This is a genomic window from Phyllobacterium sp. T2-21 (assembly GCF_055378485.1).
In genome coordinates, this window is the sequence record NZ_AP027915.1 from 100,388 (window position 1) to 122,750 (window position 22,363).

24 protein-coding genes are annotated in these 22,363 nt (G+C 59.2%); 8 read left to right on the forward strand and 16 right to left on the reverse strand.

Annotated elements, in window-relative coordinates; genetic code table 11:
* The first annotated feature begins 92 nt into the window (after positions 1-92).
* The gene (locus tag ACZ5FP_RS22610; protein ID WP_464664731.1) at positions 93-758 is read left to right on the forward strand and encodes a nucleotidyl transferase AbiEii/AbiGii toxin family protein; all 666 of its coding nucleotides are present in this window, start codon (positions 93-95) and stop codon (positions 756-758) included.
* Positions 759-767: 9 nt separating this feature from the next.
* Here the strand turns inward: ACZ5FP_RS22610 and mazF are convergent, their stop codons facing one another.
* From mazF to hmgA, 5 genes are all read right to left on the reverse strand, one after another.
* Positions 768-1,103, reverse strand: a complete 336-nt coding sequence (mazF, locus tag ACZ5FP_RS22615; protein WP_223614622.1) for an endoribonuclease MazF — start codon at positions 1,101-1,103, stop codon at positions 768-770.
* Positions 1,103-1,345, reverse strand: a complete 243-nt coding sequence (locus ACZ5FP_RS22620; protein WP_223614623.1) for an AbrB/MazE/SpoVT family DNA-binding domain-containing protein — start codon at positions 1,343-1,345, stop codon at positions 1,103-1,105. The genes mazF and ACZ5FP_RS22620 overlap by 1 nt, the downstream gene beginning before the upstream one ends.
* A gap of 64 nt (positions 1,346-1,409) precedes the next feature.
* A complete protein-coding gene (maiA, locus tag ACZ5FP_RS22625) occupies positions 1,410-2,054 on the reverse strand; it encodes a maleylacetoacetate isomerase (RefSeq protein WP_464664732.1) in 645 nt (214 codons plus the stop codon).
* Complete coding sequence (locus tag ACZ5FP_RS22630; protein WP_464664733.1) at positions 2,054-3,076, reverse strand: fumarylacetoacetate hydrolase family protein; 1,023 nt, start codon at positions 3,074-3,076, stop codon at positions 2,054-2,056. Before ACZ5FP_RS22630 ends, maiA begins: the two co-directional genes overlap by 1 nt.
* The gene (hmgA, locus tag ACZ5FP_RS22635; RefSeq protein WP_464664734.1) at positions 3,073-4,389 is read right to left on the reverse strand and encodes a homogentisate 1,2-dioxygenase; all 1,317 of its coding nucleotides are present in this window, start codon (positions 4,387-4,389) and stop codon (positions 3,073-3,075) included. The genes ACZ5FP_RS22630 and hmgA overlap by 4 nt, the downstream gene beginning before the upstream one ends.
* A 74-nt stretch (positions 4,390-4,463) precedes the next feature.
* Between hmgA and ACZ5FP_RS22640 the strand changes: the two genes are divergently transcribed.
* Positions 4,464-4,931, forward strand: coding sequence for a MarR family winged helix-turn-helix transcriptional regulator (locus ACZ5FP_RS22640; protein ID WP_464664735.1), 468 nt, complete (start codon positions 4,464-4,466; stop codon positions 4,929-4,931).
* Positions 4,932-4,949: 18 nt separating this feature from the next.
* Here the strand turns inward: ACZ5FP_RS22640 and ACZ5FP_RS22645 are convergent, their stop codons facing one another.
* The 5 genes from ACZ5FP_RS22645 to ACZ5FP_RS22665 all read right to left on the reverse strand — a co-directional run bounded on the left by ACZ5FP_RS22645 (position 4,950) and on the right by ACZ5FP_RS22665 (position 9,850).
* Positions 4,950-6,419, reverse strand: a complete 1,470-nt coding sequence (locus ACZ5FP_RS22645) for a M81 family metallopeptidase (protein ID WP_464664736.1) — start codon at positions 6,417-6,419, stop codon at positions 4,950-4,952.
* A 22-nt stretch (positions 6,420-6,441) separates the two neighbouring features.
* Positions 6,442-6,810 (reverse strand): RidA family protein, encoded by a 369-nt coding sequence (locus ACZ5FP_RS22650; RefSeq protein WP_464664871.1) that lies wholly within the window; start codon positions 6,808-6,810, stop codon positions 6,442-6,444.
* A gap of 19 nt (positions 6,811-6,829) precedes the next feature.
* Positions 6,830-7,657, reverse strand: a complete 828-nt coding sequence (locus tag ACZ5FP_RS22655; RefSeq protein ID WP_288192171.1) for a carbohydrate ABC transporter permease — start codon at positions 7,655-7,657, stop codon at positions 6,830-6,832.
* Positions 7,654-8,523: a carbohydrate ABC transporter permease gene (locus tag ACZ5FP_RS22660; RefSeq protein WP_464664737.1), complete on the reverse strand. Its 870-nt coding sequence runs from the start codon at positions 8,521-8,523 to the stop codon at positions 7,654-7,656. Before ACZ5FP_RS22660 ends, ACZ5FP_RS22655 begins: the two co-directional genes overlap by 4 nt.
* A 97-nt stretch (positions 8,524-8,620) precedes the next feature.
* Positions 8,621-9,850: an ABC transporter substrate-binding protein gene (locus ACZ5FP_RS22665; RefSeq protein ID WP_403181714.1), complete on the reverse strand. Its 1,230-nt coding sequence runs from the start codon at positions 9,848-9,850 to the stop codon at positions 8,621-8,623.
* Between the two features lie 281 nt (positions 9,851-10,131).
* On the opposite strand from ACZ5FP_RS22665, the gene ACZ5FP_RS22670 reads away from it, so the two are divergent.
* From ACZ5FP_RS22670 to ACZ5FP_RS22685, 4 genes are read left to right on the forward strand one after another with little or no spacing between them, the layout of a single operon-like run.
* The gene (locus tag ACZ5FP_RS22670) at positions 10,132-10,923 is read left to right on the forward strand and encodes an SDR family oxidoreductase (protein ID WP_464664738.1); all 792 of its coding nucleotides are present in this window, start codon (positions 10,132-10,134) and stop codon (positions 10,921-10,923) included.
* A gap of 1 nt (position 10,924) precedes the next feature.
* Positions 10,925-11,992: an ABC transporter ATP-binding protein gene (locus tag ACZ5FP_RS22675; RefSeq protein ID WP_464664739.1), complete on the forward strand. Its 1,068-nt coding sequence runs from the start codon at positions 10,925-10,927 to the stop codon at positions 11,990-11,992.
* Between the two features lies 1 nt (position 11,993).
* Positions 11,994-12,875: a MurR/RpiR family transcriptional regulator gene (locus tag ACZ5FP_RS22680; RefSeq protein WP_346306186.1), complete on the forward strand. Its 882-nt coding sequence runs from the start codon at positions 11,994-11,996 to the stop codon at positions 12,873-12,875.
* 3 nt (positions 12,876-12,878) lie between these two features.
* Positions 12,879-13,937, forward strand: coding sequence for a D-TA family PLP-dependent enzyme (locus tag ACZ5FP_RS22685; protein ID WP_464664740.1), 1,059 nt, complete (start codon positions 12,879-12,881; stop codon positions 13,935-13,937).
* Here the strand turns inward: ACZ5FP_RS22685 and ACZ5FP_RS22690 are convergent.
* Entirely contained in the window at positions 13,934-14,641 is a 708-nt protein-coding gene (locus tag ACZ5FP_RS22690) for a DUF3053 family protein (protein ID WP_463012737.1), read from the reverse strand. The two genes, ACZ5FP_RS22685 and ACZ5FP_RS22690, sit on opposite strands and share 4 nt — an antisense overlap.
* Positions 14,642-14,991: 350 nt before the next feature.
* Between ACZ5FP_RS22690 and ACZ5FP_RS22695 the strand changes: the two genes are divergently transcribed.
* Complete coding sequence (locus tag ACZ5FP_RS22695) at positions 14,992-15,414, forward strand: hypothetical protein (protein WP_464664741.1); 423 nt, start codon at positions 14,992-14,994, stop codon at positions 15,412-15,414.
* Between the two features lie 76 nt (positions 15,415-15,490).
* Positions 15,491-15,685, forward strand: coding sequence for a hypothetical protein (locus ACZ5FP_RS22700; protein ID WP_464664742.1), 195 nt, complete (start codon positions 15,491-15,493; stop codon positions 15,683-15,685).
* 2 nt (positions 15,686-15,687) lie between these two features.
* Here the strand turns inward: ACZ5FP_RS22700 and ACZ5FP_RS22705 are convergent, their stop codons facing one another.
* The 5 genes from ACZ5FP_RS22705 to ACZ5FP_RS22725 all read right to left on the reverse strand — a co-directional run bounded on the left by ACZ5FP_RS22705 (position 15,688) and on the right by ACZ5FP_RS22725 (position 22,290).
* Positions 15,688-16,449 carry an ABC transporter permease gene (locus ACZ5FP_RS22705; protein WP_223614639.1) on the reverse strand — a complete coding sequence of 254 codons (762 nt, stop codon included), beginning with the start codon at positions 16,447-16,449 and terminating at the stop codon, positions 15,688-15,690.
* Positions 16,446-17,372 carry an ABC transporter ATP-binding protein gene (locus ACZ5FP_RS22710; protein WP_346306191.1) on the reverse strand — a complete coding sequence of 309 codons (927 nt, stop codon included), beginning with the start codon at positions 17,370-17,372 and terminating at the stop codon, positions 16,446-16,448. The genes ACZ5FP_RS22705 and ACZ5FP_RS22710 overlap by 4 nt, the downstream gene beginning before the upstream one ends.
* A 222-nt stretch (positions 17,373-17,594) precedes the next feature.
* Positions 17,595-19,784: a TonB-dependent siderophore receptor gene (locus tag ACZ5FP_RS22715; protein WP_464664743.1), complete on the reverse strand. Its 2,190-nt coding sequence runs from the start codon at positions 19,782-19,784 to the stop codon at positions 17,595-17,597.
* Between the two features lie 170 nt (positions 19,785-19,954).
* Positions 19,955-20,836 carry a helix-turn-helix domain-containing protein gene (locus ACZ5FP_RS22720; RefSeq protein ID WP_464664744.1) on the reverse strand — a complete coding sequence of 294 codons (882 nt, stop codon included), beginning with the start codon at positions 20,834-20,836 and terminating at the stop codon, positions 19,955-19,957.
* Positions 20,837-21,063: 227 nt separating this feature from the next.
* Entirely contained in the window at positions 21,064-22,290 is a 1,227-nt protein-coding gene (locus ACZ5FP_RS22725) for an MFS transporter (protein ID WP_346306194.1), read from the reverse strand.
* Positions 22,291-22,363 lie beyond the last annotated feature (73 nt).

Here is a 22,363-nt window from a genome sequence, read left to right on the forward strand (position 1 = left end):
CTGCATAGTGCAGGACTGAAAAATGTGATCGGAAAGTCATGCGGGAACTCAAGAGGCAGGAACATCGCGTCATCATTGAAGCGCTCGGGCTGATGGATCATGCGTTCCTGTTTGCCAATCATTGCTGGTTTGGTGGTGGCACGGCAATCGTTCTCAAGCTTGGCGAATACAGGCAATCGCTTGATGTCGATTTTCTCTGCTCCGATGCGGATGGATACCGTGAGCTGCGTTCAGCGGCAGTGGAGAAGGGAATTCGGGCGTTTTTCCCGGAACCGGTTGAATCCTTGCGCAGCTTCAAGATTGACCAGTATGGCCTGCGGGCTGCCTTGCTGTTGCATGGTCAGACCATCAAGTTTGAAATTATCCGCGAGGCGCGCATTGATGTGCAGGGCCATTTCGATGAGCAGATCGGCATCCCCACGCTTGTTGTCGCGGACATGTTTGCCGAAAAGCTTCTGGCGAACGCGGATCGTTGCCACGACCGGTCGATTGCATATCGTGATGCGATCGACCTTGGAATGTTGGTTCGACGTTATGGATCTATTCCCGATGCAGCTGTCCAAAAGACCACAAAGGCCTATGGTCAGGACATCGAACGCAAACTTGGATGGGTTGTAAACCGGCTCCAGGATGGCAAGGAATTGCACCATGCTGCTGATGTTCTGAACATGAGCATGGAGGATGCTTTTAACGGGATCGCCGCTCTGAAAATCGACGTCGCTCGCATCTGGCCGGAAGGCCGTGTAGAAGCCGAATAGGCGTTGCCTCTAACGCTTGCCGATCAGCGCGGCGGCCTTGCTGCGGATTTCGGCAAGTTCTGCTGCCGACACGCTACCCTTGTGCATTGCGCGTCGAACGCGCCAGTCGAGACTCTTGACCTGATCGGCGAGGACTACGCCTGGCCGGTCACCTGCGATCAGCACTTCGAACGGATACCCCTTGATCTGCGTGGTCATGGGGCAGCACAGCATGAGGCCGGTCTTGCCGTTATAACTGGCAGGGCTGAGCACGACGGCGGGACGATGTCCGGCCTGTTCATGACCAGCCTGGGGATTGAAATGCAGCCACACGATGTCGCCGGCATCGGGTACGTAGGCCGGCATCAAAAGGATTCCTTGCCGACGGCAGTGCCAAAGTCGGCTTCGGAATGCATGTTCTCGGATGTGACGCCCTCGATCAGCTGATCCAGGTCATATTCGGCCTGACGGACCGGCTCGATGATGATCAGGCCATCTTCTTCACGCACATCAACCACCGTGTCGAGTTGCAGCCGCGCCGCAACCATGACAGCGGCCGGGATGCGCACCGAAGCACTGTTCCCCCATTTCTTCACGGTCACACGCATGGTCAACTCCTTGTATCATCATTGTCGATACAATGACGAGTTCCGCTTGATGTGTCAACAATGTCTATACGTCAGGCTTGGCTTTATCCGGATGTGCTGCCACGAAGGCCTTGAGTTTTTCGCAGCGACTGGAGACGGCGTTGACCCGTTTCAACCCTGAGATATCAGCGCCCCAGCGGCGGGCATTGTAGACCTGCGGCACAAGACAGAAATCGGCCATGCCCGGCTTGTCGCCATGGCAGAACTTGCCGGTATCCGGATTGTCGAGGAGCCGTTCGAAGGCTTCCAGTCCTTGCGCGATGAACTTCTGCATCCAGGCGCCGCGCGCGGCATCGCCGCCCCCGGTGATATCCATGACATGCGCGGTCACGCCCATATTGCAGACCGGGTGAATATCCATGGCAATGGCATAGGACAGCGCCCGCACGCGTTGCCTGCCTGCCGGATCGGGAGGCAGAAACGCCGCATCGGGGTAAATCTCATCGAGATATTCGATGATGGCCAGAGACTGTGTCATCATCCTGCCGTCCATGGCCAGCGTCGGAACGAGGCCTTGCGGGTTGCGGCTCAGATTGTCCGGTTGTTTGTGCTCGCCCTTCAGCAGATTAACCGGAACGGTTTCATAGTTCAGCTTGAGGCTTTGCAGGGCAATCCGCACCCGGTAGCTTGCCGACGAGCGCCAATAATCAAAGAGGACGAGCCCGTTCATCACTCGGCGTCCGTTTGATAGCGTGTTACCTGCTGCTCGATAGCGCCGAAAACGGAATGGCCGGCATCGTCTTTCATTTCAATGCGCACCGTGTCGCCAAACTGCATGAATGCCGTCTTCGGGGCACCGTGATTGATCGTCTCGATCATGCGGATTTCCGCGATGCAGGAATAGCCCGCCCCGCCCTCCGCGACGGGTTTGCCCGGTCCGCCATCCAGCTTGTTGGAAACGGTACCGGAACCGATGATCGTACCCGCCGATAGCGGGCGGGTTTTGGCCGCGTGGGCAATCAGAACCGGGAAATCGAAGGTCATGTCGAGGCCCGCATTGGCCCGGCCGAACGGCTTGCCATTGTAGTCGACACTGAGCGGCAGATGCACCTTGCCGCCGTCCCACGCCTCGCCGAGTTCATCAGGCGTGACCGCAACCGGCGAGAAAGCCGAAGACGGTTTCGACTGGAAGAAACCGAAACCTTTGGCGAGTTCCGCCGGGATCAGCCCGCGCAGGCTGACATCGTTGACCAGCATGATGAGGCGGATGGCGTTGCGTGCCTGATCGGGCGTCGCACCCATAGGCACATCGTCGACGATGACAGCCACTTCGCCTTCCATGTCGATGCCATAGGCTTCGTCGGCCATGACGATCGGCGCGCGGGGGCTGAGAAAGCTGTCGGAGCCCCCCTGATAGATCAGCGGATCGGTCCAGAAGCTCTCGGGCATCTCCGCCCCGCGGGCCTTGCGTACCAGTTCGACATGGTTGACGTAGGCCGATCCATCCGCCCATTGAAAGGCGCGCGGCAACGGTGACAGCGCCTCATGTTCGTGAAAGCGCTCGGAAGGGACGGCCCCGTGGTCGAGGCTTTCGGCCAGCGCATCCAGATGCGGGGCAATACGCGCCCAGTTGTCGAGTGCCGATTGTAACGTGGGGGTGAGAAACGACGCATCGGTGAAACGGGTCAAATCCCTGGACACGATGACGAGCCTGCCGTCCCGCGTTCCATTGTTCAAAGATGCAAGTTTCATTCGGACCAGTCTCCTTCGGGTGTGCCGTTGAACCGCTTCTTCAGGTCCGTCCAGCAATCGGCATAATTGTCCTGCAGCGAGTCCAGTTCCGCCGCAAACCGCGTGAGATGCTGCGGGAAACGGGTTTCGAACATGAAGGCCAGGGTATTCTCCAGCTTGTGCGGTTTCAGTTCCACGGTAGATGCCTTGTTGAAGCCCATCGTATCCGGCCCGTGCGGCAGCATCATGTTGTGCAGGCTCATGCCTCCCGGAACGAACCCCTCCTCCTTGGCGTCGTACTGACCATAAACCAATCCCATGAATTCCGACATGATGTTGCGATGGTACCATGGCGGGCGGAAGCTGTGTTCGGCAACCAGCCAGCGCGGCGGGAAAATGACGAAATCCACATTGGCGGTGCCTTCCTCGCCGGATGGCGCGGTCAGTACCGTAAAGATCGACGGGTCGGGATGGTCGAAGAGGATGGCACCCACCGGCGAAAAGGTGCGCAGGTCGTACTTATACGGCGCGTAATTGCCATGCCATGCCACCACGTCGAGCGGGGAATGGCCGAGATCCGTCCGATAGAACTTGCCGCACCATTTCACATGCAGGCGGCACGGGGTTTCCTTGTCCTCATAGGCGGCAACGGGAGTCTTGAAATCGCGCGGGTTGGCGAGGCAATTGGCGCCGATCGGTCCGCGATCCGGCAGCGCGAATTTCGCCCCGTAGTTTTCGCAGATATAGCCGCGGGCTTCGCCGTCAAGGGCAGCGACCTTGAACACCATGCCGCGCGGGATGATGCAGATTTCCGAGGGCTCGATCTCGATGATGCCCATCTCGGTGAATACCCGCAGGCGGCCCTTTTCCGGTACCAGCAGCATTTCGCCATCGGCATTGAAGAAGTAGTCATCCTCCATGTCGCGGTTGAACGCATAGACATGGGCGGCCATGCCGGTCTGGCCGTGCACGTCGCCTGCCGTGGTCATGGTGCGGATGCCGTCGATGAAATTCACCGGCTCCTGCGGCATGGGTGTCGGGTTCCAGCGCAGCTGGCCGATGGGCAGCTCGTGATCGTCAAGATTCGGCGCAGTCTTCCACTCCTTGCGCGACGCGGGCGTGAAACGTCCCGAATGTTTGACCGACGGCCGGATGCGGTACAGCCAGGAGCGTTCATTGATGCCGCGCGGCGCGGTGAAGGGGGAGCCGGACAGCTGTTCCGCGTAGAGACCATAGGCACAGCGCTGCGGCGAGTTCTGCCCCTGCGGCAGCGCGCCGGGGAGCGATTCGGTTTCAAAGTCATTGCCGAAGCCCGGCATATAGTGAAGGGTCATGATCAATCCTCCCGATCTATTTAGTTGCATTTGTGACGATCTTTTTTGTAACTATCAACGGCAAAGGAGATCAAATGACCGGGAAACAGAACGAGGCGGCGATGCCGCCGCTGGTGCTGGAGGATTTCATTCCCTACCGGCTGAACAAGGCAGCGGAGGCGATCAGCCAGCGCTTTGCCAGCCAGTACCGTGATGAATATGGCCTGACGCGGCCGGAATGGCGCACGCTGGCAACACTCGGCCAGTTCGGGGCGCTGTCGGCGACGGCCATTGGTGCGCATTCATCCATGCACAAGACAAAGGTCAGCCGGGCGGTGTTTTCACTGGAGCAGCGCCATTGGCTCAAGCGCAAGCGCGATGACGCCGACCGCCGCACGGAACATCTGGAACTGACGCCGGCGGGACGCAAGGCGTATCAGCATCTGGCGACGATGGCGCACGATTATGAGACCGAGCTGTTTGCCAGGCTCGGCGAACGCGGCGCCAAAGAACTGAAGACGGGATTGGCGGCGCTGGAAGCCTACTACCGGCAGGGCCGGTAGCAGCAGGTTGCAGGCCGGTCAGAACGGCATGTCGACCCGCGGCCAGATTTCGCGGGACAATTTCCGGTAGTCGGTCTTCTTCGGGTTCGACGGATAGGGCGCGCCCGCATCGATATAGATGATCTCGGCTGCGACCGGCTCGAAACCCGCATGGAAATGGTTGGTCGACTTGACCAGCAGGATATCCTTGGCAGCGGGTTCGATGCCAAGATTGGAAAAAATGTCAGGCTCGAATGTCTGGGTGCGATTGGTATTGAGGATGACCTCGATATCCGTGCCTTCGAGACGAATGACGGCGGCCGGTCCAAGGGTGACCCGGCTTTTGCCAAAACTCTGCCAGCCTTCCTGCACGGCCTTCACGACTTCCACCCGGGCATCCAGCGGCGCACCGCCATCGGGGCCGGCCTTGCCGCCGAAGCGCAGCTGAATCCGCGCGCCCTCGCCGGCTGCGAGACAGAACGTGACGGCAATCGGATCCCAGATCGTTGCCACCGCCACATTATCGATGCCGCGCTCGATGATGCGGCGCAGGATCAGCGTGCCGTCACCGGCAACACCGCCGCCCGGATTGTCCCAGACATCGGCGACAACCACCGGCTTTCCGGTCTTCTGCGCAGCCAGAGCCACAGCTTTATCGAGCCCGGCTTCCGTATCGAGCATCGGCATGGCGGTGCGGCCGCGCATGCCGAAAATTTCCATGCCGAGGGATTCAGCCAATGCCTCGCCACGCGGTGCATCATTGTCGGTGACGACCATGACCTGTGTGCCGAGTTCCGGCACGTCGCCCGCCATGAAGCCATGGATCAGCGAGATGGAGAGAATGTTGTTCTTGCCCTGCAAGGCTTGAATACGGTCGACGAAGGAACGCATCGGTTCGCGGCTGGTCGGGAAAACACCGATCATGCGACAATCGAAGGTGGAGATGACCGGCTTGATCTCGCCGCGCAGCGTGCGCAGCGCGAGATCGACCACGTGCTCGCCGCGCTCGTAGAAGTCCGTATGCGGGAATTCAAGGAAGGCGGCGAGAATGTTGGAATTTTCCACGCGTTTGCGTGTCAGATGGCTGTGCGGATCAAGTTCCGATGCAATGAGAACGTCAGGGCCGACAATCGCGCGGATGCGCTCGAGCAGATCGCCTTCGCAATCATCATAGCCCTGGGCGACCATGGCCCCGTGCAGGCCAAGAATGACCGCGTCGACAGGCAAGGCAGCTTGCAGTTGGCCGAGAATTTCGTCGCGCAGTTCCTCGTAGGCCCGCTGCTGCAAAAGCCCGCCGGGTTCGGCCCAGGTCGCGGTGCCCTCGATGAGTTCAAAGCCCTCCTCCCGTGCGCGGCGGCGCAGAACCACCATGGGCGCCGAGCACAGCGTCGGTGTTTCCGGGTGTTCGCCGGGACCCGCATAGAAGGCCATTTCAAAACTGGCGCGGTCGGTTGGAACCGGCGAAAACGTATTGGTTTCCGTCGCGAAGGAGGCGGTGAAGATGCGCATGGAAATGCCTGTTCTTTATGTATCAGAGGGGCTTGTAGGCAATGGCTTCGATTTCGATCTTGATGTCGATCATCAGGCGCGATTCAATCGTGGTGCGGGCTGGCGGGTTCTGCGGGAAATAGGTCGCGTAGGTCTTGTTGAAGGCGGAAAACTCGCGCGCATCTTCGAGAATGACGAAGGTCTTCACCACATCGGACAAATCTGCGCCGGCGAGCGCGAGTGCCGCCTTGATGTTCTCCATCACTTGCTTTGTCTGCGCTTCGATGCCGCCTGTGATGACGGTGCCATCGGCGCCGACCGGGACCTGGCCGGAAATGTAGATGAAATCCCCGGCGCGGACGGCCGGTGACAGCGGCACATGCGATGATCCGAAATGCTGTTTTGTCATGATGTTCAATTCCTGTGCTTGGTTACTTGACGGCGCCGATGGAAAGCCCGCGCACCAGATAGCGCTGCAGCCACGCAAAGAGAATGGCGACTGGAACGGATGCCACAAATGCCGCAGCCATGACGTAGTGCCAGTCGACCGTGTAGCGGCCAGCGACAAGCGACAGCACGCGGATCGGCAGGGTGTAGTTCTCTTCCTTGCGCAGCATGGTGAGCGCGATGACGAACTCGTTCCAGGCATTGATGAAGGTGAAGATGGCGGTGACGACCATTGCCGGGACGGCGAGCGGCAGGAAGACGCTGCGCAGCGTGCGCCAGCGATTTGCCCCTTCCATCCATGCGGCTTCTTCGAGATCGCGCGGGATGGTGGAGAAATAGCTCTGCAGCATCCACACGCAGAAGGCGATGTTGAAGCCGGTGTAGATGATGACAAGCACATTCAGGTTGTCGATCATCCCGGCATTGGCCACGAGCCGGAACAGGCCGATGACCAGCACGATGGGCGACAGCATCTGCGAGACGAGCAGAAATTGCCGGTAGGCGTTGCGGCCGGCAAACTGGTAACGGCTGAGGGCATAGGCGGCGGGAATGGAGACGACGATGGTCAGCAGGGTCGACAGCGTCGATACGTAGAGCGAATTGGCGAGCGCCGACGCAATGCCGGAGGTCTGCCACATCTCCGAAAAGTTCTGCCAGTGCAGCTCTTCCGGCCACCAGGTTGGGTTGAGCACCTCCGTTGCCGATTTGAGCGAGGTGATCGTCATGACGACATAGGGGAAGAGGATCACCACCACGATCGGCGACAGGAACAGCCAGAACAGGAGGGAGCGCTTGAGCTTGCTGTTCATCATGCCTTCTCCTCGCGCATGGCCAGCCGCACATAGATGAGCGTGAAGACCAGAAGGATGGCGAACATGATCAGCGAGATCGCCGCTGCCTCGCCGAGGCGCCCCAGGCGGAAGCCGAGCTCGTAGAGATAGGTCACGAGAATGTGGGTCGAATTGGCAGGCCCGCCCTGTGTGGTCACCCAGATGATCGGGAAAGAGTTGAAGACGTAGATCGTGTTGAGCACGAACGCGATGTTGATGAAGGGCCGCAACAGGGGAAGCGTGATCAGGCGGAACTGGTCCCAGCGCCCTGCCCCTTCCGTGGCCGCCGCCTCATAGAGATCATCGGGAACCGAGGACAGGCCGCCGAGGAAAATGGTCACCGTAAACGGCACTGACACGAGGATGCCAATCAGGATCTGCATCGGAAAGGCGGTGGACGCCTCGGCCAGCCACTGGATATTGCTGCCGATCAGGCCAAGATCACGCAGCGCCGAATTCAGCATGCCGCTTTCGCCGTTGAGAGCCCAGCGCCAGACCACGGCGGTCATGGTCAGCGAGATCGCCCACGGCAGCATGATGAGGATGCGGGCAATGCCGCGCCCGTAGAAATCCTCGTTGAGAATCAGCGCGATGGGGACCGATACGATCAGCGTGCCGAGCACGACGCAAACGGTCCATACCAGCGTGCGCCAGGTGGCGGCGATGAAATCCGGATCGGCGAACAGCACGCGGAAATGCTCAAGCCCGACGAATTCGCGCAGCACGCCGAAACGGTTCACGTCGTGCAGCGACAGCGAGACGATCTCCTTCAGCGGCCAGAGGATGATGGCGGCTGCCAGAATGAAGCTGGGCAGGATGAGAAAATAGGGGGCCGTTGCCCGTTGCATAAGCGTGCGTTCCTTGACCGGAGAATATGGGACCGGAGAATATGGCGTCTGAAGGACGGAGCGGGAAAGCGGCTGGCGCCACTCTCCCGCGGCCGGCTTATTTCAGCGTCGCGTTGATCTTGGCAGCCGCTTCCTTCAGCGTTGCCTCAGCCTCGCCCTGGCCAAGATAGATCTTCTGCACGGCATTGGAGGTTGTCTTGGCGATGTCCTCCCAGCCCGGAATGACCGGCGCAAACCGGGCATTCGGCAGCAGCGAGGTGAAGACCTTCAGATCGGCATTGTCAGCGAAATAAGGATCCTTTGCCTCTTCCGCGTTGACCGGCAGGAAGCCTTCGATCTTGTCGAACTTGGTGCGCTGTTCCTTGGTGAAGATGAAGTCAAGGAACTTCCAGGCCGCTTCCTTGTTCTTGGAATTCTCGAACAGAACAATGGAGTCGGTCACACCATAGGTGCCCTTGTCGCCGCCCGGACCCGCCGGGATGGGTGCCACGCCATAGTTGAGCTTCGGCGCTTCGGTCTTGATCTGGCCCGAGAGGAACGGTGCGGTGATGACCGTTGCCACCTTGCCCTGCTTGAACAGGTTCTGCACGTCTTCACGCGAATAGGAGGTCACGCCCGGCTGGGTCAGGCCTTCATCAATGAAGCTCTTGTAAAGCTTGGCGGTGTCGATGGCCGCCTTTGAATCGAGGCCGGATTTGCCGCCCTTGACGATTTCGCCGCCATTCGACCACATGCCGTAGTAGAAATAGACGTCCGTCTCGATTTCCTTGCCCTGCAGACCGAAACCATAGGTCTCGCCGCCGAGCTTCTTGATCTTTTCCGCATCGGTCTTGAAGTCGGCCCACGTCGCGGGCGGCGCGCTGATACCGGCCTTGGCGAAAATGTCCTTGTTGTAGTACATCGCGCGCGCCGAGGCGGCGACCGGCAGGCCGTAGACCTTGCCGTTCATGACGGACGGCGTCAGGAACGTGTCGATGAAGCGGGCCTTGAAGTCCGGTTTGATGTGCTCGTCAAGCGGCGCAACGATGCCTTCCGACACGTAGTCGAGCAGCCAGCGTGTGCCGATGATGGAAAGATCGGCATTGGCCCCGGCCGAGATATCGGTGGTCAGCTTCTGCTGCAGGCTGTCCCACGGCACGACCTCGATCTGGATTTTGACATCGGGATTGGCGGCTTCAAACGCCTTGGCCGCTTCCTGGAAGTAAGGGCCCGTGCCCTTGCTGTATTCGGCGATGGTGACACGCACGGTGCTTGCGGCAAAGGCGCTGCTGCTGAAGGCAACGATGCTTGCTCCGGCAAGAAGGCATAGTTTCTGTTTGAACGTCATTGTCATTCCCCTTGTTATCGCCGCAGTCACACGGCGTTTGTTTGTGTCCGCGAACCGTCTTCGGCGGGTAGGCTCCTTCGCCTCCCGCAAGCCGCTTCTTCCAACCAGCCTCTCTATCTTCAAATGTAATTTAATTTCATGCAAGCGAATTTTGCATCGGTTTGATGTATTTTTATGTTGCTTTTTTTCACGCATCGCCATTAGCTGAGCAACAGGCGGTAGAATCCGCGAGAGATTGTCCGCAGAAGCGGGCCAATGATACGGGAACAGATGAACGCGCAATGACCTCACCCAATTTGCATGATTTCTATGGACTAAAAGGCAGGCAGGTGCTGATCACCGGTGCCGGAGGCGGTATCGGTCAGGCATTGATTGCAGCCTTCACCGCTGCGGGGGCCGTCGTCTCTGGCGCCGACAGGACGGACGCGGCATTGGAAAACCTGCCCCTCGCCCATCGTCTTGTTTTTGAACTCACGGACCGCGCCGGCATCGCAAAGGCCGTCGGTGATTTCATCGGCGAGAACGGTGCGCCTGACGTGCTGGTCAACAATGCCGGCTTCACCCGCGGCGAAACACTGGATCAGGTGGATGGCGACGTCTGGGATCGCGAGATTGCGATCAACCTGAATGGTGCCTTTCATGTGACGGCGCCGGTCGTCGATGCCATGGCCAGACGCGGCGGCGGCAATGTGGTGTTCATATCCTCGGTCAATGGCCTCTCGCATTTCGGCAACCCGGCCTATTCGGCTGCCAAGGCCGGGCTTATCTCCTATGTTAAGGCGCTGGCCGTGGAGCGTGGACGGTATGGCATCCGTGCCAATGCGGTCTGCCCCGGCTCGGTGCGCACACCCGCATGGGATCATCGCCTCGCCAGTCAGCCGGAGCTCCTGGCGAAAGTCTTGCCGCACTATCCGCTCGGGCGCATGGTGACACCGGAAGAAGTGGCACATGCCGCCCTGTTTCTGGCTTCCTCGGCAGCATCTGGAATAACAGGCACGGCGCTGGCCGTGGATGCCGGGTTGACGTCAGGCAATCTGCGCTTCATCAACGACGTTCTTGCGGGAGAAGACTGACATGGCCGGACTTCAGATCAAACAACTCGTCAAATCCTATGGAGCCATGAGCGTTCTGCATGGCATCGATCTTGAGGTGCGTGACGGCGAGTTCCTCGTTCTCATCGGCCCTTCCGGCTGCGGCAAGTCCACGCTTCTGCGCATGATTGCCGGTCTCGACGATATTTCTTCGGGAGAGCTATGGATCGGCGATCGCCTGACCAATGGCCTCGCGCCGCAGCAGCGCAATATTTCAATGGTCTTCCAGAGCTATGCGCTGTTCCCGCATATGACGACGCGCAAGAATATCGGCTTTGGCCCGAAAATCCGGCGGGAAGCCGGAAGCGTTATCGATGCCAAGGTGAACAAGGCAGCGGAAACGCTCAACCTGCACAACTATCTCGACCGCCTGCCGCGCCAGCTTTCGGGCGGCCAGCGCCAGCGCGTTGCCATGGGCCGGACCATCGTGCGGGAACCCGACCTGTTCCTGTTCGATGAACCGCTGTCCAATCTGGATGCCAAGCTGCGCGTGCAGATGCGCACGGAAATCAAGGCGCTGCATCAGCAGCTCAAGACAACCATCGTCTATGTGACGCACGACCAGATCGAGGCCATGACCATGGCGGACCGGATCGTGGTGATGAATGGCGGCCGCATCGAACAGATCGGCTCGCCGCTCGAACTCTATGACCAGCCCGCCAACAAATTCGTCGCCGGTTTCCTTGGCTCGCCCGCCATGAGCTTCATTCCCGGTATGCTGGAGCGGGGTGACGGGATGGTACGCATGCGGACATCGGATGGTTTCGCGATCCCGGTTGGCGATACGACGGCCGCTTCCGGTCAGCCGATTGAGGTGGGCATCCGTCCGGAACATTACCGCCTGGCGGCTAGCGGTCAGGGTTTCCCTTATAAAGTTGCCGTGATCGAGCCGACCGGCTCGGAAACGCATCTTTTCGGCACGATTGCCGGCGTGGATGTGCGCGCGGTGTTCCGTGACCGCATTACGCCGGAACCGGGCAGCCAGATGATGTTGACGGTTGATCCCGGCAAGGTGCACGTCTTCGACGGGAAAACCGGAAATCGGATCTGACATGGCTTCGCCGCTTTTTGACATTGTTGCCCGGTTGCGTGAGATCGCCGAGAATGGCCAGCGCTCCGATCAAAGGGTGGCGGCCGCCGTTCTGGCTGATGCGGATTTTGCCACCCATGCGTCCATCGAAAAGCTGGCGGAAAAGGCCGGGGTCAGCGAGCCGACGATTACCCGTTTCTGCCGCTCGCTCGGCTTCGAAGGCACCCGTGATTTCAAGGTGGGGCTTGCCCAGTCGCTGGCGGTTGCCGGGCGGTTCATCTCGGTCAATGCCGCCGATGGTTCGGCGAGCCATGGCATTCCGTCCATCATAGCAACCAGTGCCGTCAGTGCGATTGAAACGGTGACCAATCTCATCGACCGGGCAAGTCTCGACCGCGCTGCGGCTATCGTTGCCGGTGCCGGCATGGTTCGTGCCTACGGGTCGGGCGGCGCCTCGTCGATGGCCGCGACCGAGCTCGAAAACCGGTTGTTCCGGTTGGGTCTTCCGGCCTCCTCCCATATCGATGGCGAAATGCAGCAGATGACCGCTGCTACCAGCAACAGGGATACGGTCATCGTCGCCTATTCCCTGTCCGGCGAGGTCAAGCCGGTCATCGACGCGGTGACCATTGCCGGGCGCTACGGGGCAAAGACAATTGCCTTCACGGCGGCCAAGTCGTCCCTCGCGGCCGCGGCGCAACTGGTCTTGCCTTTTCACATCGAAGAAGGCACGAATGTCTACCGGCCCTCACCCGCCCGCTATGCCCTGCTTGCCCTCACCGATATGCTGGCCATGAGCGTGGCGGAAAAAATCGGCGCGCCCGCAGTGGAACGCATGCGCCGGATCAAGAATCTTCAGGGCATGCAAAAGAGCGATGCACCCAACCTTCCGCTTGGAGACTGAGAATTGAAACTGTCCGACCTTGATACGCCTGCCGTCCTGATCGATGTGGACCGGGCTGATGCCAACCTGCAACGCTTCCAGGCCTATGCCGATGCGCATGGGCTGCGCGTGCGCCCGCATATCAAGACGCACAAGCTGCCGCGTTTTGCCAAACGGCAGGTGGAACTTGGCGCTGTCGGCATCACCTGCCAGAAGCTGGGCGAGGCCGAGGTGATGGCCGATGCCGGTTTGACCGACATTTTCATTCCCTACAATATCATCGGCAAAGCCAAGCTCGACCGGCTCGTTGTCCTGCACGGACGCATCACGCTTGCGGTGACGGCGGACAGCGCCGCAACCGTCGGCGGTCTTGCCGCGGCCTTTGCCGGTTCGGCGAAGCCGCTCGAGGTTCTGGTGGAATGCGATACGGGCATGGGCCGCTGCGGCGTGCAGACACCCGATGACGCGGTTGCGCTGGCGAAGGTGATCGACGCCGCCGACGGTCTTCGCTTCGCCGGTTTCATGACCTATCCGAAAGCGGGTGGCGTGCTGGAGAACCAGGCATGGCTGGCAACGGCAAAGCAGAAAGCGGCCGATGCGGGACTTGATCCGCGCATCATCTCCAACGGCGGTTCGCCCGATATGTGGCGCGCTCACGAGGTGACGGCGGCCACCGAACATCGGCCCGGCACATATATCTATATGGACCGGTTTCAGGTGGCAAAGAATGCCGGCACCTGGGACGATTGCGCCCTCACCGTTCTGGCAACCGTGGTCAGCCGCCCGACGGACAATCGCGCGGTCATCGATGCTGGCTCAAAATCGCTGTCGAGCGATACGTTCGGCATGGAAGGGTTCGGGCGGATTGTCGAATTTCCCGATGCGGTGATCACCTCGCTCAGCGAGGAGCACGGGACGATCGACGTGTCGGCGTGCAAACCCAAGCCGCAGATCGGTGACCGGGTCCGCATCATTCCCAATCACGCCTGCGTGGTCTCCAATTTGTTCGACAGGGTGGTGCTGATATCAGGCGACGAGGTTGTCGACATTACCCCTGTCGCCGCGCGGGGCCGGGTCGGCTAGTTTCCGTAGATGGCCGCGCGCATTTTCCGCTGCGCGTCGGACATCGCCTGCCCCTTGGCATTGACCTGATCGAGCAGGATGTTCAACTGCGCCTGGATGGTGGGATCCGACACTTCGAACATCGAGCCGGAGATGGTGATCTTGTCCTTGTTCTGATCGACGAAATCGACAACCTTCAGGAGGATGTCGAAGGTCTCGCTCGTGGCCGGAAAAATTTCCTTGTAGGTGTTGGCGAGATTGCTCACGGTCTTTTCATAGGCCTTGTCAAAGACGGGCTTGAGGTCTTCCGGCTGCTTCAGCGCCGCATGGGCCCTGTCGGCGACGCTCTGTTCTTCATCCATGGTCGTGCGCAGCGTGCTGAGGCCGGCATAGGCGGCCTTGATATCATCCTTGCGGTTCATGGCATCGTCGATGGAAGTGATTGCGCCTTTGGCAGCAAGGGCTTCCATGGGTTTGCTGATCTTTTCGTTCATCGCCGCATGAAAATCGGTGATGATCTTGTATTGTGCTGCATAGCTGCCAAGAGACTTGGTTTCTTCCGTGGTCAATTGCGGGACGCTCACGCCCTTCTTGTCGACAATGCGCGTCTGCAGAAAGTCGATGAATGCCTTGCGCTGGGTGGCCTCGTTGTCCGAACAGGCGGAGATCGAGAAGGCCATGAACACGGTCATCACAGCCGCAATGGCAAAACGGAATCCTGGCATTTTGTTATTTTCCTTTTCTTCTTCTTGACGTCCGCTCAGGCAAGTGGCCTGAACGATAGGGCCTGTCGGCCTTGTTGCTCCCTGTGGTGCTGCAGAAATTGGGCGCCAGCATGGGAAGAGTGGCATTTCCCTCAAAATTGATCGGATCGCTGGGTAGGGCCTAGTGCAGAAAGATATGTTGCACAACCGTGACGGGCGCCGTCAGGCATGTTTTCCAGAAGCAATGGAAACTGCGGGAGGCCGGAGCCAAGCCATCTTGCGTGCCGGACCGATCGATCAAGGCTCCGATTGTGGCCGCTCCCGATTGGCCATAGAATGCCATGCGTTCAGGGCCGGAGGAAGGAATTGCCATGGAGGAAGATGCTGCGGAATTTGCTCACCGTTTGCGACATCGCGCAGTGACCTATGGGGTCCTGACCTGCGTTCTTATGGTGGCAACGTCGCTCATCGCCGACAAGGGCGGCGCTGTGCTTGCCGGCCTGTGGCCCCTGATGATGATGGGCGGGCTCATCACCCTGTTGCTTACCGGCTACCTCCTGTTTGATGCCGCTCTGTTTCGCTTCATCGCCTCGCATGAGGATGAACTGGATGGGTGCAAGGCCCTGGACGACATGCTGGCGCGGATGCGGCTGCGGTCCCGTCCGGAAAAGACGCGGCCGTTGCAGGCCAGAATATCGGGGACCAAGAGCGTTCTGGTGAAATTGCACATCGCCTTTGCCGCGTTTGTCACCCTGTTCGTGGCACTCGTTGTCTACGGATTCTGGGGGCACTGAAGGGACTCGACTCCCGGCGGGTGTTTCCTGCATCATGCAGGCCTTCGCCAGAGCTTATGCGTGCGGGACACGGGGAATGCGTATGGGGCCAACTGTAAAGGTGTTGTTCAAGCAGCCTGTTTTGCCAAGCGGCCCGGCAGATGTCGTCGAGCCTGATCCGGACCGCCTTGCCGTGCTGAAGCCGGAAGAAATCCCGGCGGCCTTCCTTTGCGCCGAGGAGCGCAATCATACGACGGATGATCGCGATCCCTTCCAGCGCTGGGAAGAATAGGCCTAGCTTTTCAGCCTGTACCCCGTTTTGAACATCCAGCGCACAATCAGAATGCAGACGATGAGGAACACCAATGTCATGGCAAGACTGGTTCCGATGTGCACGTCAGACAAGCCGTAAAAACTCCAGCGAAAGCCGCTGATGAGATAAACGACCGGATTGAACAGGGTGACCGTGCGCCAGAACGGCGGAAGCATGTCGATGGAGTAGAAGCTGCCGCCCAGGAACGTCAGCGGCGTGACGATCATCAGCGGCACCAGCTGCAGCTTTTCAAAGCCGTCGGCCCATATGCCGATGATGAAGCCGAACAGACTGAATGTCACCGCGGTGAGCACGAGAAACAGCACCATGACAAAGGGATGCTCGATCCGCATCGGCACGAACAAGGCGGCTGTTGCCAGAATGATCACGCCGAGAATGATTGACTTCGACGCCGCCGCGCCGACATAGGCGATGACAATCTCGAAATAGGACACCGGTGCCGACAGCAACTCGTAGATCGTCCCGGTGAATTTGGGAAAGTAGATACCGAAGGACGCGTTGGAAATGCTCTGCGTCAGCAGCGACAGCATGACCAGTCCCGGTACGATGAACGCACCGTAGCTGACGCCATTGATCTCGGGAATGCGCCCGCCAATGGCCGAACCGAAGACGACAAAGTACAGGCTGGTGGAAATGACAGGCGAGATGATGCTCTGCATGATCGTGCGCCAAGTGCGATGCATTTCAAAGAGATAGATCGCACGGATCGCGTAAAGGTTCATTTGCGTTCCCTCACCAGATTGACGAAGATTTCCTCGAGAGAGCTTTGCTTCGTCTGAATGTCGTTGAACCCGATGCCTGCCTTGTCCAGATCCTTGAGCAGGGAGGCAATGCCGGTTTTGTCCTCATGCGCATCGTAGCTGTAGATCAGCTCGCTGCCGCTGGCGGCCAGTTCGAGCCCGTACTTGGCCAAGGTGTCGGGTACGGCCGAATGCTCTTCCTGCAAATGCAGGCGCAACTGCTTCTTTCCCAGCGAGCGCATCAGTTCGTGCTTTTCTTCGACCAGGATGATCTCGCCTTTGCTGATGACGCCGATGCGGTCGGCCATCTGTTCGGCTTCCTCGATGTAATGGGTCGTCAGGATGATGGTCACGCCGGACTCGCGCAACGCACGGACCACATTCCACATGTCGCGGCGCAGCTCGACGTCGACACCGGCGGTCGGTTCATCGAGGAACAGGATCTCCGGTTCGTGCGACAGAGCCTTGGCAATCATGACGCGGCGCTTCATGCCGCCGGACAAGGTGATGATCTTGTTGTCTTTCTTGTCCCAGAGCGAAAGGTCTTTCAGGATCTTCTCGACATGGCTGGGTTTGGACGGCTTTCCGAACAGACCGCGGCTGAAACTCACCGTGTTCCATACCGTCTCGAAGGCATCAGTCGTCAATTCCTGCGGCACCAGGCCGATCTTGGTGCGCGCCGCACGATATTCCTTCTGGATGTCATGCCCATCGGCAAGGATCGTGCCGGATGTCGGATTGACAATGCCGCAGATGGTGCTGATCAGCGTCGTCTTGCCGGCGCCGTTGGGCCCGAGCAAGGCAAAGATTTCACCGTGATGAATGTCGAGATTGATGTTCTTGAGTGCTTCAAACCCGGAATCATAGGTTTTATGCAGATTGGAAACAGATATGGCTGAGGACATGAGGTCTATCCGGACGGAATTTTCGGTTGCGACGTCTCCGGTAGAATGAAACAGGAGGCCTGAACCGTCATTGGAAGAATGGTTTTCCTTATATGGTGATCCAAACTGGTTTTCAAACCATCTCCTGACAAAACAAGTCAGGAGGCCCATCAAACAAAACACCCGCCATGCGACATGCATGGCGGGTGTCCGGATGGGCAGTTTTCTACAAGGGCTGTGCAACTACCATTTGGTGTGGGCTGAAAGCGTGATCGTCCGGCCGTCGCCATAACCGCAGACCGCCTCGCCGTCGCAGCCCTTGACATAGGCCTTGTCGAAAAGATTGGTGACATTGAGGGCGACGCCCCAGCTGTCCTTCTCGTAGCGGATGGCTGCATCGAACAAGGCGGCGCCGGGAACCTTCAGCGTGTTGGCCTTGTTGGCGTAGGACTCACCCTGATAGCGGACCCCTGCCCCGAGATTGACGCCTTGCAGCGGTCCCTGGTCAACCGTGTAATCCAGCCAGAACGCGGCGGACACTTTCGGGACGATTGTCGGCCAGTTGCCGATCAATGCCGAGTCCTCGTCCTTGGTGATCTCCATATCGAGCACGGTCAGCGATGCCAGGGCCTTCCAGTTCTGGTCGATATTGACCTTGCCTTCCAGTTCCAACCCGGTCGATTTGACCTCGCCCAGCTGCGTGTCGATAAAGGTGCCGGGAATGCGTGAAAGCGCATTCTGCTTGGTGATCTGGAACACGGATGCCGTCAGCAAGCCGTCAACGAAATCCGGGGCGTATTTGACACCCGCTTCGAACTGATAGCCCTCTTCCGGCTTCAGCGGCTCGCCAAGGGTGACGCCAATCACCGGATTGAAGAAGGTTGCCGCGCTGACATAGGGCGTCACGCCGTTGGAGAATTCATAGCCCAGCCCGACGCGGCCGCTGACGGCGCTCTTGTTGTAGTCATAGGTCGGGCCAAGCGGGAAGAACGGGCCTTCGGCGGAATCCGACGCGATGTTGACGTAGTCATAGCGGCCGTTCAGGGTCACCAGCCAGCCATCGCCGAACCGCACCTGATCCTGCGTGTAGACGCCAATCTGGTTCATCTTCAAAACCTGATCGAGATAGACGCTGGTCGGGCCCTGCGGGGCACCATAGACCGGATTGCTGGCGCTGATCGGCGTTGCACCGCCCGATGCCTGCACCTGGTCGATCTTGAAATATTTGTAGTCGACACCGAACAGGAAATTGTGTTCGAGCGCGCCGGTGGTGAATTGCTTCTCGGCCCGGTTGTCCATCAGGAACGTGTCGACCTTCGTATCGTGGTTGAAGCCGATCCGGTACAGGAGATTGTCCGGTGTTGTCGGCTTCAGACCGCCGCCATAGGGGAAGGCGGGATCAACATAGCCATAGGGATAGGGGCTGGTTTCCTTCTTGTTCTGATGGCCGTAGCGCACATTCTGGCTGAGCTTCCAGCCATTGTCGAATGTGTGTTCCGCTTCGTAGCCAAACAGATATTGGCGGTTCTGGCCGTCATCAATACCTGGTTCGGTGAAGTTCGCCTTGCGGCTGATCTTGCCGAATGCCGCGTCCTTGACGGTGCCATAATAAGGCAGGAACCCGCCGCCCGCATGGGTCTGGTCGAGGGCGGAGAACTGGCCGAACACGGTGACTTTTGTGTCGGCTGATGGCGCATAGGTGATCTGCGGCATCAGCGAGCCGCGGAAATCCTTGGCGAAATCCGTCTGCTGTTCGCCGCCTGCGATCCGACCGGTGAAGCGGTAGGTCCAGACGCCGTTTTCATCGAGCTTGTCGCCGACATCGACGCCGAGATAGGCATTGCCATATTGGTTGACACCCGTCTCGATCCGGCCGAAGCGATCCTTTTCCGGACGTTTGCTCACCATATTGACGATGCCGCCGGGATTGGCACCACCATAGAGAACCGAAGCGGGGCCCTTGAGGACTTCAACCCGCTCAAGCATGAAGGGATCGATCTGGAATCCGCCGAAGCCATAACCGAAGAGCGGCAGGCCATCGAGGAAAACGCCGCTTTGCGTGGCCTGGAAGCCACGAATGAAAATCCAGTCCGTATCGGGGTCTTCGCCGAAGGGCGCTGCGGTGATGCCTGCGGTATAGCGCAGAGCTTCATCGACTTTCTTGACACCGCGATCCTGCAGTTCCTGCTGGCCAACCACGGAAACGGACTGGGGAATGGCGGTGATCGGCAGGGCGGATTTCGAACCGGCGGTGGTCTTCTTGGCGACGTAGCCGTTGACCGGTCCGGTCGCCGTGCCGTTGCCGCCATCGATGACGATTTCCTTGAGGACGATGGATTCTTCCGCCATGGCTGCGATTGGCAGAAGCGCAATGCTGAGGGTTGTGCCGGCAAACAGAAGTCCTGCCCGCCGTGTCCGGTTGTGTCTTGTCATGTGTCGCCCCAAAAACCCCAAAGAACAATGACACCGCACGCCGCTGCGCCCGCGCCAATATCATCGTATGCCTGAAATATTATGACTATTTAACTCAACTATAAATGCGGGTCTTGTCCGAAATCACGGCCGTTGAATGTTTTTGGGCTAAAGTCGCCTGGCGGTAATGCTTATTTCCGGCTGCGTTGCCAGGCGGCCGGCGTAAGGCCGGTGTGCTGGCGGAACACGCGGGTGAAATGCGCCTGATCGGCAAAGCCTGCGAGCTCCGCGATGTGGTTGAGACTGTGGCCGGTCCGCAGCAGCATTTCTTCGATGCGGCGCACGCGCGCGCGCATCTGCCACTGGTGCGGCGGCATGCCGGTCGAAGCTTTGAAGGCATGACTGAAATGCGATTGCGACAATCCGGTCAGATCAGCCAGTTCCTGCAAGCGGACCGCACGCATCCAGTTGTCACCGAGATAGTTGGTGACACGGCGCAGCTGCCAGGGCGCAAGTTTGCTGCGCTTGCGCTCTGCTTTGGCCTTGATGTCGAACAGCAGCGTGAAGACCGAGATTGCCAGGCTCTCGCCATAGAGCGGGTGCAGCGGATCGGGATTGGCACACTCCCCCGCCATGAGATTGGCCAGCGCCAGAATGCGCGGATCGGAAAACATCAGGCGCGGCCGCGTGACCGCGCCAAGATCAATCCCGTCGCCAAAGCGTTTGACCAGTGTTTGGACGTTGAAGTGCAGATCGATGTGGCGGATATGCTTGACCTCGCGGAGGCGGGACCAGAGCGGCATTCCCGCCGGGACATAGCACATCGGATTGGCAACGCCATCGCTGCCGAGATCCTTGCTCTGCGGGTCCAGCCGCACGTTGAACGTGCCGGTGTTCAGACCGTCGAGAACGATGAAGAGCCGGGGATCCCTCGCCTCATACTGACCGCTGGCATCGGGCGCGCAATTCACGCTGAATAGATCGGCGACAACACCGTCCCAGGCGCGCTGCTGCAAGCCCCCGACGACGGAAAAGCCGTTTATCTTGGTATTCATCTGCGGTTGAAACGTCATTCGATTGGCATAAAACCATTGGAAATATCAGGCAATGCCAATGATTTGGAACGATTCCAGAAGGTTTTGCATCAGCTTATAAAATATGAGTAATGAAATCATCTTTAACCATTGAAATCGTTGAGCCAATTGAAAACGGGCCCGGAACACGCGCGTTCCGGACCCGTTATGACAGAGGGCTGTTATTTCAGCGACTGTCGCCGGATAGCAACAATGCTGCCGCCTGTTTATGCCGGGACTGCCACGGGCTCGCCCTTCACCTCGCGCATGCTCGGCAGGAAGATGGTCAACAGGCCGAGGAATGGCAGGTAGGAACAGACCATATAGACAAAGTCGATCCCCTTGTTGTCGGCAACGACCCCGAGAACCGCGGCTGCAATTCCGGCCATGCCGAAGGCGAAGCCGAAGAAGATGCCGGCGATCATGCCGACCCGACCCGGCACCAGCTCCTGTGCGAACACCACGATGGCCGGGAATGCCGAGGACAGGATGAGGCCGATGAACACGGTCAGCACGCCGGTCCAGAACAGGTTCGCATAGGGCATCAGCAGTGTGAACGGCAGGACGCCCAGGATCGAGAACCAGATGACGGTCTTGACGCCGATCTTGTCGCCAACCAGTCCGCCGCCGATGATGCCGACAGCAGCGGCGCCGAGGAACAGGAACAGCATCAGCTGCGACTGCTGTACGGTGATGCCGAATTTGTGGATCACGTAGAAGGTGTAGTAGCTGGAGATGCTGGCGAGATAGATGTTCTTGCTGAACACCAGCAGCGTGAGAATGATCAGCGACATCGTTACCTTGCGGCGCGGCAGTTTCAGTGTACGGCTGACCGGCGGCTTTTTCGCATTGGCGGCGCGATAGCGCTGGTACCAGTTGCCGACCTGATACAGGACGATCATGCCGATCAGTGCTGCCGCCGAGAACCAGGCGATGCTCTGCTGGCCGTGCGGCAGGATGATGAACGCTGCAAGCAAAGGTCCGAGCGCCGTGCCGAAATTGCCGCCGACCTGGAACAGCGACTGGGCAAGGCCATGACGTCCGCCGGATGCCAGGCGCGCGACGCGCGAAGACTCCGGATGGAAGATGGACGAGCCGATGCCGATGAAAGCGGCGCCGATCAGCAGCATCGAATAGTGCGTGGCGATCGACAAGAGGCCGAGGCCAACCAGCGAAAAGCCCATGCCGACCGGCAGGGAGTAGGGCATCGGGCGCTTGTCGGTATAAGTGCCGACGACAGGCTGCAGCAGGGACGCTGTGACCTGAAAGGTGAGCGTCAGCAGGCCGATCTGCTTGAAGTCGAGTCCGTAGTTGGTCTTGAGCATCGGATAGATGGCCGAGAGCATGGACTGCATCATGTCGTTGAGCAGATGGCAGAAGCTCACGGCAAAGATGATGCCGAAGGCAGTTATTTCAGCAGAAGAGCGCTGTGCGGGCAGGGATGTATCGGTCATATCGGGCGTTCCATCGGAAAATGAGGGTGTTGATTGCGTGCTTCGCGTCACCCTTCTCTTTCCTGATATACCT